Source organism: Roseivirga sp. 4D4, assembly GCF_001747095.1.
Taxonomy (GTDB): domain Bacteria; phylum Bacteroidota; class Bacteroidia; order Cytophagales; family Cyclobacteriaceae; genus Roseivirga.
Genome location: NZ_MDGP01000001.1, coordinates 3,143,489 through 3,157,370 on the forward strand (window position 1 = coordinate 3,143,489; position 13,882 = coordinate 3,157,370).

The 13,882-nt window shown below is 41.9% G+C and carries 10 protein-coding genes and 1 tRNA gene; 8 read left to right on the forward strand and 3 right to left on the reverse strand.

Going from position 1 to position 13,882, the window contains the following annotated elements:
* The first annotated feature begins 17 nt into the window (after positions 1-17).
* Positions 18-2,765 (forward strand): translation initiation factor IF-2, encoded by a 2,748-nt coding sequence (infB, locus tag BFP97_RS13945; protein ID WP_069843010.1) that lies wholly within the window; start codon positions 18-20, stop codon positions 2,763-2,765.
* 186 nt (positions 2,766-2,951) lie between these two features.
* Here the strand turns inward: infB and BFP97_RS13950 are convergent, their stop codons facing one another.
* Complete coding sequence (locus BFP97_RS13950) at positions 2,952-4,151, reverse strand: class I SAM-dependent methyltransferase (RefSeq protein WP_083262570.1); 1,200 nt, start codon at positions 4,149-4,151, stop codon at positions 2,952-2,954.
* Positions 4,148-5,140, reverse strand: coding sequence for an aspartate-semialdehyde dehydrogenase (locus BFP97_RS13955; RefSeq protein ID WP_069843011.1), 993 nt, complete (start codon positions 5,138-5,140; stop codon positions 4,148-4,150). Before BFP97_RS13955 ends, BFP97_RS13950 begins: the two co-directional genes overlap by 4 nt.
* Before the next feature lie 79 nt (positions 5,141-5,219).
* Here BFP97_RS13955 and BFP97_RS13960 point away from each other — a divergent pair, with 79 nt between their 5' ends.
* From BFP97_RS13960 to BFP97_RS13975, 5 genes are all read left to right on the forward strand, one after another.
* On the forward strand, positions 5,220-9,071 hold the full coding sequence (locus BFP97_RS13960) for a lamin tail domain-containing protein (protein WP_083262571.1): 3,852 nt from the start codon (positions 5,220-5,222) through the stop codon (positions 9,069-9,071).
* Positions 9,072-9,227: 156 nt separating this feature from the next.
* Positions 9,228-9,380, forward strand: coding sequence for a hypothetical protein (locus BFP97_RS20760; RefSeq protein WP_170827473.1), 153 nt, complete (start codon positions 9,228-9,230; stop codon positions 9,378-9,380).
* Between the two features lie 214 nt (positions 9,381-9,594).
* Complete coding sequence (locus tag BFP97_RS13965) at positions 9,595-9,981, forward strand: TraR/DksA family transcriptional regulator (RefSeq protein WP_069843013.1); 387 nt, start codon at positions 9,595-9,597, stop codon at positions 9,979-9,981.
* Positions 9,981-10,562, forward strand: a complete 582-nt coding sequence (scpB, locus tag BFP97_RS13970) for an SMC-Scp complex subunit ScpB (protein ID WP_069843014.1) — start codon at positions 9,981-9,983, stop codon at positions 10,560-10,562. Before BFP97_RS13965 ends, scpB begins: the two co-directional genes overlap by 1 nt.
* Before the next feature lie 42 nt (positions 10,563-10,604).
* On the forward strand, positions 10,605-11,408 hold the full coding sequence (locus BFP97_RS13975; RefSeq protein WP_069843015.1) for a pseudouridine synthase: 804 nt from the start codon (positions 10,605-10,607) through the stop codon (positions 11,406-11,408).
* A gap of 111 nt (positions 11,409-11,519) precedes the next feature.
* Here the strand turns inward: BFP97_RS13975 and BFP97_RS13980 are convergent.
* Positions 11,520-11,592 (reverse strand) — tRNA-Phe (locus BFP97_RS13980).
* A 99-nt stretch (positions 11,593-11,691) separates the two neighbouring features.
* On the opposite strand from BFP97_RS13980, the gene BFP97_RS13985 reads away from it, so the two are divergent.
* Complete coding sequence (locus BFP97_RS13985; RefSeq protein ID WP_069843016.1) at positions 11,692-13,020, forward strand: 4Fe-4S dicluster domain-containing protein; 1,329 nt, start codon at positions 11,692-11,694, stop codon at positions 13,018-13,020.
* A gap of 10 nt (positions 13,021-13,030) precedes the next feature.
* Complete coding sequence (locus tag BFP97_RS13990; protein WP_069843017.1) at positions 13,031-13,828, forward strand: (Fe-S)-binding protein; 798 nt, start codon at positions 13,031-13,033, stop codon at positions 13,826-13,828.
* Positions 13,829-13,882 lie beyond the last annotated feature (54 nt).

The window sequence follows — 13,882 nt, forward strand, 5'->3', positions numbered from 1 at the left end:
AAAAGGGATATTTGAGTATGTCAGAAGAAAAAATGATGAGACTGAGCCAGGTTTCAAGAAAGCTTAACGTGGGTAGAAATACCATCGTGGACTTTCTGTCAGCCAAAGGCCACTCAGTCGACAGCAGCCCCAATGCAAAAATCAATGGTGAGCAATATGATTTGCTTGCTAAGGAGTTTGCTGCGTCTGCCTCTGAAAAAGAGGAAGCGTCTCATCTTACTATTGGCACCAAACATGTTGAAGAGTTGGCACCGATTACTTCGAGCGCTCCTCCGGCTGAGGAACCTAAAACAGAAGTAACTCCGGCTCCAGCAACTCCAAAGGAAGAGCCTTCACCTGTTGAGCCAAAAGTAGAAGCTCCTAAACCTGAAGAACCAAAGGCTGAAGTCGAAGAGACTCCAGCTGTGGAAGAAAAGCCTGTAGAGGAAGCACCGGTAAAAACTGAAGAGCCTGCTGAAGAAAAGTCTGGTCTTAAAATCTTAGGAAAGATTGACCTTGATAAGGGTAAGAAAAAAGCAGCTCCAGAACCTAAGGCAGAAGAGAAACCTGCCGAACCAGAGAAAAAAGCAGTAGAAAAGCCTACTGAAGAGGCTGCTACGCCTGAGAAGGTGATAGAAGCCAAAGCAGATTCTCTTAGAGGTCTTAAGGTTGTAGGTAAAATCAAATTGCCCGATCCTCCAAAGAAGACCAAACCTGAAGAAAAGAAGAAGCAGGAGGGAGACTCTAAAAGACCAAGAAAACGTATTCAATCTAAGTTTGAACGCGCCAACAAAGGGGCCGGTCAAGGCGGAGGTGGTCAGCAAAGAGGTGGCCAGCGCGGTGGTTCGAATAAGAGCAGAGTCCCTAAAGAAGAGCTTACTGACAAGCAGATTCAGGAACAAATTAAAGAAACACTTGCTCGTCTAAGTGGTGGCGGTAAAGGTGGAGGCAAGAGCCGTTCTAAATACAGAAAAGAAAAACGTTCTGCAGCGGCTGAAGCGGCTGAAGAAAAAATGCTTCAGGAGCAGGAAGAAAGCAAAACGCTTAAGGTTACTGAGTTTATCTCAGCGAGTGACTTGGCGAGTTTGATGGATGTTTCTGTCAACGATGTGATTTCTACCTGTATGTCTTTAGGCATGTTTGTCTCTATTAATCAGAGGCTTGATGCAGAGGCCATCACCATTATATCAGATGAGTTCGGCTATGACGTTCAGTTTACTTCTGCCGATGAGGAGGTTGACGTAATAGAAGAAGAAGATCAGGAAGAAGATCTACTGGACAGAGCACCAATTGTTACTATCATGGGTCACGTTGACCATGGTAAAACATCACTTCTGGATTATATCCGCGATGCGAATGTGACGGCTGGTGAGGCTGGAGGAATTACTCAGCACATTGGTGCTTATGATGTAATGACTAAGGACAACAAGAAAATTGCATTCCTTGATACTCCTGGTCACGAAGCGTTTACAGCAATGCGTGCTCGTGGTGCCAAAATTACCGATGTGGTAATCATTGTGGTAGCTGCTGATGATAATGTGATGCCTCAAACAAAAGAGGCGATCAATCATGCGCAGGTTGCTGAAGTGCCAATTGTAATTGCGATTAACAAAATTGATAAACCAAACGCCAACTCTGATAAGATCAAAGAAGAGCTTTCGCAAATGAATATCCTTGTGGAAGATTGGGGTGGCAAGTATCAATGCCAGGAAGTTTCTGCCAAGACAGGACAAGGCATCGATGAGTTGTTAGAAAAAGTATTGCTCGAAGCTGAACTTCTAGAGCTTAAGGCAAATCCAGATAAAAATGCTGTCGGAACAGTAATTGAAGCCTCTCTAGATAAAGGAAGAGGTTATCTATCTACCGTTATGGTCCAGGGTGGAACCATGAAGATTGGAGATGTTGTATTAGCAGGATCCCATTTCGGAAAGGTAAAAGCCATGTACGATCATAGAGGAAACAGACTTGAAAAAGTCGGTCCAGCTACCCCGGTTCAAATGCTTGGATTGGATGGTGCCCCTCAAGCAGGTGATCGTTTCAATGTCATGGATACCGATCGAGAGGCAAGAGAAATTGCTACCAAACGTGAGCAAATTCTTCGCGAGCAAAGCGTTCGTACCAAGAAGCACATTACGCTTGACGAAATTGGTAGACGACTTGCTGTTGGAAACTTTAAGGAGCTTAACGTTATCGTTAAAGGTGATGTGGATGGTTCTGTAGAGGCACTAAGTGATTCATTATTGAAGCTTTCCACTGAAGAAGTTCAGGTGAATATCATTCACAAAGCAGTGGGTCAGATTTCAGAGTCTGATGTATTGCTTGCTACAGCCTCAGATGCAATTATCATTGGTTTCCAGGTTAGACCTTCAGGTGGAGCAAGAAAAATTGCCGAGACTGAAGAGATCGAAATCAGACTATATTCTATCATCTACGATGCGATTAATGAGCTGAAGGATGCTATGGAAGGTCTACTCGAGCCGACTGAGAAAGAAGTTATCACGGGTAACATTGAAGTACGTGAAGTCTTCAAGATTTCTAAAGTTGGAACTGTAGCTGGATGTTACGTAACTGATGGTTTTGTGAAGCGAAACAATCAAATTCGATTGATCAGAGATGGTATCGTGGCCTACACTGGAGACATCGGTCAGTTGAAGCGATTCAAAGATGATGTAAACGAAGTTAAATCAGGCTACGAATGTGGTCTGAGTATTAAGAACTTCAACGATATCAAAATTGGTGACGTAATCGAAGGATTCGAAATTCAGGAAGTGAAACGAACTTTATAAAAGTTCTAAATCGATATATTAAACCCTGACTCATTGAGTCGGGGTTTTTTTATGGACAATCTATTACTCTATATCATCGGATTAAATACCCTCGTACTGATTTTGGGATTAATAAGCCCATGGCGAGCCCTTTGGTGGATGAGTAAGCAGAATCGTCTTTTGGTTCTTAAATACTATGGAAGTATGCTAATTCTCTTGCTCTGTATCTACCTTCTCGCATAACAGAAGACGTTTTCCTGTCAAATCTGTTGTACCAAAAAGATACAAGTCTCCACCTTCCTTCAAACCACTCTTCTTCCGAATTTGCGCCACGGTCATCGGAAAATTCCTTACCGTGATGTTTGCCTTCATTGTCGGAAAGTAACGTTTGAGCACCTTTCTATTTAATGAGATACTATCAACTACTTTAAAAGCCCTTCCTGGAAAATCACTCACTTGTTCTGGTGACGTATAGAGATGAGAATTTGCGTGAAGCTTACTCAGGCCATACCGGGTACCGACACTCTTAAATGCCCCTGCCTTGAGAATTGAAGTATTGGGTTCATATAGATATGATTCCACTTCTGCTTGACCGATCACCTCACGTTCTTCTTCGTCAAAAGTGAATTGGAAACTTTCGTTACCCTTGCTCCTAAGGTTAATGCAGTGAATCTTTGGTTCATCAGTTGCCTCTTTATTCAATATGAAAACTAACTCTTTCACCTCATTCGATACCGACACAACATGAACCTCTTCTACACAGCCCAATTGTGTGATTGCTCCTTTTATATCTAACAAAGGAGATGTTTTTAATATCACACGTTTCGCCTTGGCGAGTAGTTTTGGAAGTAGCTCCAGAATATCAGGCTCACAATCTTCAAGCTTCACGACCTTCTCATTATGACCCCCTCGCCTAGCCGGATCTAAATAGATCAAGTCATAGGTGTTTTGAGCTGATAAGAGTTCTCTGGATTCTCCATGATGAAGTTCAATGCCAGAAAGCCCGAGCTTCTCAAAGTTGTACTTGGCAAGCTCCACCAAACCGGATTGTCTCTCTATATAGGTACTACGCTCGAACCGTTGAGACAAGAAGGCAAAATCAACTCCAAATCCACCCGTGAAGTCTGCCATAGAGGACCCTTCCGGGACTAGACTTGCCTTATACTTGGCCGTCATTTCAGAGGAACACTGCTCCATGGATAGTAGCGGTGGATAAATAATTCCTTCTACTTCAAACCACGATTGAAGCTTAGTTTTTGCTTTTCTTTTGGATTGTATTTGCTCCACAATCTCTTTCATTGGCCATTCAGGGTATTGATTGGCCTTGAGCATTAAAGCAGCAGGATCATCATAAAGATGATCCTTGATAAATTCTTGAACTTCTCGTTTGGTCAGTACTTCGATCAAGCGGTTTGCATTTGCTTCTGCAAATATTCCACAATTTGAACAGCATTAGTAGCTGCACCTTTGCGAAGGTTATCGGCCACAACCCACATGTTTAATGTGTTAGCTTGGCTTTCATCTCTTCTTAGCCTTCCTACAAACACCTCGTCTTGCTTGTGGGCTGTAAGCGGCATTGGATATAAATTTTGATTTGGGTCATCTTGAAGAATTATGCCTTCTGTCTGACTCAAAATTTGCCTTACCTCATCCAGATCAAAATCCTCTTTGAACTCTACGTTGATCGCTTCAGAATGTCCTCCAATAGTCGGAATACGAACAGTGGTTGTCGTAATGGCAATGGACTCATCACTGAAGATTTTCCTTGTCTCGTTGATCATCTTCATCTCCTCTTTCGTATAGCCATTCTCTTGGAAGACATCGATATGAGGCAGTGCATTCATGTCAATTTTATGAGGATAACACATTTCTCCGGACTGATCATTTCGTTCATTCATGAGTTGATCCACTGCAGCCTTACCTGAACCAGTAACAGACTGGTAAGTGGATACGACTATCCTCTTAATTCCATAACGCTGACGTAGAGGTTCCAAGGCCACAACCATTTGAATGGTAGAACAATTGGGGTTTGCGATGATTTTGTCCTCCGCAGTTAATTGACTTGCGTTAATTTCCGGAACGATTAGTTTGTGCTCCGGGCTCATTCGCCATGCGGATGAATTATCAACCACTACGGATCCAACCGCAGCAAACTTTGGTGCCCATTCTAAAGAAGTGCCTCCACCTGCAGAGAAGATAGCAAAGTCAGGGGCTAACTTAACTGCCTCTTCCATGGTAATTACCGTGTATTCCTTACCCTTAAATGTCTTCTTTATCCCAGCCGATCTGGCAGATGCTACCAAATACAACTCATCAAATTGAACATTTCTCTCATCTAAGACTTCCAGAATCTCTCCGCCTACAAGTCCTGTCGCTCCAACAACGGCAATTTTCATTTCTCTTTTATTAAATTAGGCTTTTATTATTTAGTCAAAATAATGCAAAATCATTATATTAAAACAATAATCAACATGCATGAGACTGTTACTATGTACCCTTTTTGTACTAACTACAAATATACTGTTAAGTCAGGTGAACAGTTTTCCATACCGAGAAAGTTTCGAACAAACATTCAATACTGGTACAAACACCTACTTTATTCCAAATTGGAAGGGCAATACAATCGGCACACGAAACAGGATTTTTGCTGGAGCATCACCAAGAACGGGAGACCAGTCTCTTAATATTATCCCTACCTCAAGTTTCAAAGGCATTATAGAGATCGACTTGGATCTGACTGGAATCAATAATCCCAGAATATCATTTTTTGCCTTTTCCCAAAGGAATGGATCTTCCTCATCCACTAGACCAGTCCTACTTAGTTTATCCACCTCAATTGATGGAGGTTTGAGCTTTTCGACCAACACCTTGATTGGAAACGAGAACACTTTTCCCAACAATGATTCCACTTCATATGCCGAATACTTCTACGAACTACCACTAGAAGCAAGTGGGCAATCTCAAGTTGTGGTCAGACTGACAGCTGAAAGAGGCAGCGGTTCGGGATCAGCAGCCGAATTGATAATTGACGACTTCTCAATTGAGAGTCAGAAACTCCCAGTAGAGCTTGTATCTGCCCAAGCGACTTCCAAAAACTCGGTGGAGCTCAACTTCAATCAACCGATCTCAAAAGAATCAGCAGAACAGGTGATCAACTATTCTGTGAACCAAGGAGTCGTTATTAACGCGGCTCAACTCATTACATCGAACACGGTCAGGCTATCAACCTCCTTACTTGAAAACGGCCATTATAGTGTTTTTGCAAAGGGAATTGAAAGCGACTCTGGCGAAAACACCTCCGATACTTTGAAAGCGAATTTCACCTTTATAGAACCATTGGAGGTTTTGGAGGTGGAAGTGATTGATCAACGCACACTGGCTTTATTATTCAACCTTGAACTTGACGATTCTCTGGCCATGATTCCAAGTCACTATGCTATAACACCAAAAATTGGACAGCCAATTATGGTAGGGTTGGACAGCCAATTTCAAAACAGGATCACATTGGAGCTAGAAGAGGATTTGGAAGAAGAAACCTACGAACTCTCAATCAATGGACTCAGGGACAGGTCACTATTGGCTATAGCAAATGACTTAATAAAAACATTCAATTATCTGCCTTTAACGGTATCCGATATTTCGATCAATTCTTCAACAGAAATTGACCTGACTTTCAACCAACCAGTGGAGAGTAACAGTGCTCTGGAACTGACCAACTATGACCTCAATTTTGGTCTGAAAGCTATATTCTCCGCCTTGACTGATAGTACAGTTCATTTAAAGCTCAACCGCCCACTTGTCAATAATACTTACACGATTACCATCAATAATGTCATTAACCAAAGCGGGAATGCGATTGCTGAGAATATTATCATAAACCTGAGGAATGAAATCTCAACCCCTCCAAGGGCTATACTGATCAACGAGATATTTGCCGACCCTTCTGGAGATCATGAGCCTAACCCATCTGTGCTTCCAAATGACAGTAGAGACGAGTATATCGAATTATTCAATAATACATTGACAGCGATTGACATCACGGGTTTTGACCTCTCAGGTGGTACGCTTAATCATTTTGTATTGATGCCCAATGCTTATGTCATCGCAACGGCTTTGTCCAATGTTGAGAAGTTTCAAAGCTTTGGCGATGTTGTTGGCGTGTCATCATGGAATGGTCTTAGTAATAATGGAGAAACCATAGTCCTTGTTGATGACCTGGGAAACACTATTGACAGCATCTCATATGACCAATCTTGGTACAATGATCTAGATAAATCGGACGGAGGCTGGTCTATTGAACTAATTAACCCCAACCCTTCATGTATTGGAGCTCACAATTGGAGTAGCTCAATGAGTGATCAGGGAGGAACACCGGGTTATCAAAACTCTATCTATGACCCAAGTCCCGACACACGGGCACCCAAGGTCGACACATTTTTGCTCCTCAATGATAGCACCTTGCAAATTAGCTTCAACCAGACCATGGATGTGACCAGCCTAATACCATCCAATTTCTCATTGTCACACGGCCTTTCTATTAAGAACTTAAGTATAAGAAATGACCTAGGAACCGACCTACTCGTTCATCTCGATAAACTCCCAGTTCCCGGAATTATTCACGACATAAGACTATCAGGAATAAGAGACTGTTCTGGAAACGGCATTGAGGAAGTAATATTAGACTTTTTTATTGGGGCGAGCCCAGAATTCAATGACTTATTGATCACGGAAATCATGGCCACCCCTAGCCCTTCTCAGGGTTTACCCGAGGCCGAATACATAGAGCTTTACAATAACTCTGAAAAAATAATCGGCTTAGGAGGAATGACACTAGCCGATGCCATCAATTCAACCAGTTTGGATGATTTCACACTATTTCCTCATCAACACATAATTCTGACAGCTAACAATGTTTCAGACCAATTCACAGCTTTTGGACAAGTCCTAGGTGTCAGCAACTGGGTAAGCTTGAACAACAGCGGTGATCAGTTATCTATCTACAACCAAAATGGAACCCTTGTCCATTCGGTAGAATACTCTGATACCTGGTACAGGTCTGAAACAAAGGCCAACGGAGGATATTCTCTTGAGATGATCGACCCTAACTATCCCTGTCTTGAAGAACGTAACTGGATAGCTTCAAAAAGCCCATCAGGAGGTACACCCGGTCAGGTTAATGCCGCTAATGACGATAATCCTGATTTACTTGGCCCAAAGCTGATTCGCGCCATTGCCTTAGACGCTTCAACCATCGAATTGCTATTTGACGAAAAACTGGATGTTTCTACGGTTCAGTCTTCGAAATTCAAGGGCGATCAGGGCTTAAGCTTTATTTCGGCAATTGTAAACGAGGACGGCAGAACAATTCAACTCACAACAAATGAAGACTTAATTGAAAATACGGTCTATACCATTTCAGTAGACAACATCACCGATTGTAGTGGAAATCTAATACAAGAGAGTAGTGACTCCATTGAACTTATAGTTGCTTCCAGCGCAGACTCTCAAGACGTTATTATAAATGAGATTCTCTTTAACCCTCGTTCAGGTGGAGTTCGTTTTGTAGAGGTCTATAACAACTCCCCAAAGTATATAAACCTCAAAGACTGGAAACTCGCTGGATCTACTAACGAAAGGACATTATCCTCTGAAAACCTGTTCATGGCCCCTCAGTCCTACTTTGTTATAACAAATGATGGAACAACATTACAAGAGCAATACCCAAATGCCAGATCAGAGACTTTCATCGAATTATTATCCATGCCCAGCATTCCCTCGGACTCTGGGGAACTCTCATTACTGAATTCAGCGACCACAGTAATAGACAGCCTTTCCTATAACGAAGACTACCATTCCCCCTTGTTGCCTGATCCTAGAGGAGTTTCTCTAGAGAGAATCAACTTCTCACAGCCTTCCAACAGTCGTGACAGCTGGTTTTCAGCTTCATCTACAGAATACTCCGCAACACCGGGTTATGCCAATTCTCAGTCAAGACCTATGTTTTCTCAAACCGGAGAAATCAGCATTGAGCCTTTGACTTTTGATCCAGAGTCTTCTAGAGCAGCCAATTTTGTCACGATTAACTACTCATTCATATCAAGTGGTAATACGCTAAACATTAGTATTATTGATGCCCAAGGAAATCGGATTAGGGAACTGACCCAAAATACTATTGCTGGTCGAGAGGGTACTATCATTTGGGACGGAACTACCGATCAATCTCAGAAAGCCAGAGTAGGATACTATATGATTTTGACCGAAATAATATCACGAGATGGAACTATCAGGTATTCAAAAAACAAGGTAGCAGTTGGGACATTATTTTAGGTTCTGTCAACAGTTTGTCTACGCCATTTTCAGCCAACCGAACTATTAAGAAGTAAATTGGTAATGCAGCATACAATTGTTTCGCAATCGTTACCAATTTTAAAACAATCTTGCCTATATTAAGGTTAAGACTACAATCTAAGAGACACTACTAAAATGAATTGCTTAATCAATGAAACCGTTGACCGTTATCTGCGAAGAGGTCGGAAGGTTGATGTCATTGCTCGATATATGCGTATGCGCTATCGGGTGAGTATAGAGACATCGGCACTGACTAAAAGAATGCAGTTAATGAACATCAACTACTAAGACTTAAGGACTCCAAATGGGGTCTTTTTCTTTTTACCCCAACACGTTTTGTCAAAATCCGTGTACTCAGAATATCTTTGCTTAGTAAAGTGTTTTTTACCAAACGAACGTTTGAAAAGTAATGCCATCAAAAAACATATTATTACTTTGCAAATGAATAGGGCAGCCTTATTTTAGCGCAAATTTTTTACTCAACTAATCAAATCGAAATCATATGAGCACTGCGGAGAAGACACGATATTCTGAGAATGAGCTTCAAGAGTTTGAGGCACTTATCCTTGAAAAAATAGATAAAGCCAAAGTTGAGTTAACCGAGTTAAAGCGCAGCTTGACCAAAAGTGGTGATACCGGTGATGACATCACTAATAATTCTACAAAAGTACTGGAAGATGGTGCCGACACCATGGAAAAAGAAAACTTGAACCAACTGGCTGCAAGGCAACAAAAGTTCATCAATAATTTGGAAAACGCACTGGTTCGCATCAAGAACGGCACCTACGGTATTTGCATTGATTCAGGGAAACTGATCTCTAAGGAAAGGCTTATGGCCGTTCCTCATACCATGCACTCAATTGCTGCTAAACTTTCGAAAAGAAAGTAGTGGACTTTCTGGCTCAGCATATTGAAGCACTAATTTTCTGCGCACAAAAACCCATTAGGCTGGTAGAACTGAAAGCTTGCCTATCAGAAATGTTTGAGGCTGACGTTCCGGAAAAGGATATCGAAGAGGCCATTGAACAATTGATGGAGAAATTCAGTGCTGATACCTTCTCATTTGAAGTAGTTAATAGTGGAGGAGGCTATCAGTTCCTTACCAAGCCTTCGTACCAAGCCAGTATTGGTATTCTACTGAAACAGCAATCAAAGAAAAGGCTTTCTACCTCCGCATTAGAAACGCTCTCGATTATTGCTTACAAACAACCGACCACTAAGTCTGAGATTGAGCAAATCAGGGGGGTTAATTGTGATTATTCAGTTCAAAAGCTCTTAGAAAAAGAGCTAATTGAAATTAAAGGGAAGGCAGAAACAGTAGGAAGACCCCTACTCTATGGTACCTCTGACTCTTTTATGGATTATTTCGGAATCAATGACCTGAAAGACCTCCCCACACCCAAGGACTTTTCTACCCCAGATAACGAAATCGGTACGCCTGATCCAGAAGGAGAGACTAGCGCTGATTAATTAGCTACCTTTGTCGAAATCCAGTAGTGATACTGCATCTCTATGACAAAGAAGAAATTCAACCCGAACAAGAAGCGAGGCAATAATAAAGCCGTTAAGAAACCTGACTACAAACATCAGGCGCTTCAACAACCCACCGAACAAACCGAAGCCATAAGGCTAAATAAGTATATCGCCAATGCTGGAGTATGTTCCAGACGTGAGGCTGATAAGCTTATAGAAAAAGGCGAGATCACCGTAGACGGTGAAGTGATCAAGGAACTCGGTTATAAAGTAAAACCAGGACAGGTTGTGGTTCATGAAAAGAGTGTACTTAAGCCTGAAAACAGAGTATATCTCTTGTTGAATAAGCCCAAAGGCTTCTTAAGTACTACCTCTGATCCTGAGGGCCGAAAAACAGTCATGGATCTTGTTTCCAAAGCTTGTCTAGAAAAAGTATTTCCAGTAGGAAGACTGGATCGATCTACAACAGGACTCCTTCTTTTCACTAATGATGGTGAGTTATCAAAGAAGCTCACACAGCCCAAGCATCAAATCAAAAAGATCTATCAAGTCAGTTTGAATAAACCCATTACCAAGAACGACTTTGAGGAGATTCTTAGCGGCATTACCCTAGATGATGAAAAGGTATTTGTTGATGACCTGGCAATCGTAGATGGAGACAATTCTACCTTGGGTATTGAGATTCACCTAGGCAAAAATCGCATTGTCAAGCGCATATTTGAACACTTGGGTTATAATGTGACTAAACTGGATCGTGTGGTCTATGGAAGCCTTACTAAAAAGGACTTGCCCAGAGGTAAATGGCGCTTTCTGACCGAAAAAGAGGTACTTTGGTTAAAATAAAATAGTATGCATGCATACTATTTTACGTTTCGTCCTTATATTAGCAAGGCTTATGCAAACGATTTCAGTATTGGAAAACAAAAAAGCCTCTCAAAAAGAAAGGCTTTGATGTGGTGCTGAGTGGGCTCGAACCACCGACTCACGGATTTTCAGTCCGATGCTCTACCAACTGAGCTACAGCACCCTGAAATGGAGCACAAAAGTATATAAAAAGTTAAAGCGTGCAAAACATTTTTGATAAATTCAAAATTGAGAATAAGACCAACACTTACTAGCGTATAATATGGAATTTCTGCCTCAAATAGCCTTTCTAATTATTGTTGCGACTGCATCATTTTTCCTCTACAAACGCATCACTCGAATAAGAATGAATATCTTCTTGGGAAAGCCCTCTGGGAGAACCGACAGAACCTCTGAAAGGTGGAAGACTATGCTACTCGTAGCATTTGGACAACAAAAGATGTTCAAACGCATAATACCCGCATTTCTACACTTCTTGATATATGCTGGTTTTTTAGTGATTAACCTTGAAGTTCTAGAGTTCGTAATCGATGGGCTAGCAGGCACACACAGGATTTTCGCTCCTTATCTAGGTGACTTCTATACCGTATTAATCAATGTCTTCGAATTTCTGGCTGTAGCAGTTCTATTCTCATGTTTTGCATTTCTGATCCGAAGAAACGTGATGAAAATAAAACGATTTTCTGGAGAAGAAATGCGCAAATGGCCTACGCTAGATGCTAACCTCATTCTAGTCATTGAAATCATTTTAATGTTTGCCATCCTGACTATGAATGCAACAGACATGCTCATTCAAGGTCAGGACGATCACTATGCACAGACTGGAACATTCTTTTTCAGTAGTTTTTTGATCCCATTGTTTGAAGGCATGAGTGTTTCGACATTGATCTTTGTTGAACGCTTTGCATGGTGGTTCCACATTGTCGGAATTCTAGGTTTTGCCATCTATGTAACTTATTCTAAGCACTTACACATCGCTATGGCATTTCCGAATACATGGTATTCCAACCTTGAAGAAAAAGGTAAAATTGAGAATATGCCTGTAGTGACAAACGAAGTAAAAATGATGCTAGGCATGCCTGCGGAAGGCTCCAATGAACCTCCTGCCGAAATTGCCCGGTTTGGAGCCAAGGATGTCAATGATTTGAGTTGGGTCAACATCATGAATGCCTACTCATGTACTGAGTGTGGTAGATGTACTTCCCAATGTCCAGCCAATATGACTGGCAAAAAGCTGTCACCACGAAAAATTATGATGGCCACCCGTGATCGAGCGGAAGAAGTAGGTGCGAGTCTGGCCAAGGGAGGAAAAGGTCTTGAAGATGGTAAGTCATTATTAGGCGACTATATTACCAAGGAAGAAATAAATGCTTGTACCAGTTGTAATGCCTGTGTGGAAGCTTGCCCAATTAATATTGATCCATTGTCGATTATTCTCGAAATGAGGCGCTATGTCTCGATGGAAGAATCGGCAGCACCAGCATCATGGAATGGAATGTTCCAAAATATCGAGACGAGTTTCTCCCCATGGAAATTCGCCCCAACCGATAGATTCAACTGGGCAGAAGACTTAAACAAAGAATCGAAATAAATCTGAAATAATGAGTGATCAGCAATTGAGTGTACCCACCATGGCTCAAATGACAGCCAAAGGAGAGTCTCCAGAGGTATTGTTTTGGGTAGGTTGTGCAGGTTCGTTTGACGATAGATATAAGAAGGTAACCCTAGCCTTCATTAAAATACTGAACAAGGTAGGCATCTCTTATGCCGTTCTGGGGGAAGAAGAAACTTGTACTGGAGATCCAGCCAGAAGAGCCGGTAATGAGTTTCTGTTTCAGATGCAGGCCATTGCCAATATACAGGTGCTAGATGGCTATAATGTCAAGAAGATCGTAACTGCTTGCCCGCATTGCTTCAATACGCTGAAAAACGAATACCCTGAATTGGGCGGTAATTATGAAGTAATTCATCACTCTACTTTCTTGCAACAGCTGATCAACGAAGGCAAAGTTGGCCTAAAAGGCGGTGGAGAGTTTAAAGGAAAGAAGATCACGTATCACGACTCCTGCTACTTGGGTAGAGCCAACAATATCTATGATGCTCCAAGAGAGGTTTTAGAAGCGCTGGATGCCGAATTGGTAGAAATGAAACGCTGTCGCACCAAAGGTCTTTGCTGTGGTGCCGGTGGTGCTCAAATGTTTAAGGACGCTGAACCAGGAGACAAAGAAGTGAATATTGAGCGTACGGAAGAAGCACTGGATACCGGAGCCAATATCATAGCAGCCGGATGCCCTTTCTGTATGACTATGATGCGTGATGGCGTCAAGTCCAAAGAAAAGGAAGATACTGTGGCGGTAATGGACTTAGCTGAGCTCATTGCTAAAAACGAAGGACTTTAATTAAAAAGGGGTTCCGAACAGCCGAACCCCCCTTTTACCTCTCCCCATCAAAAT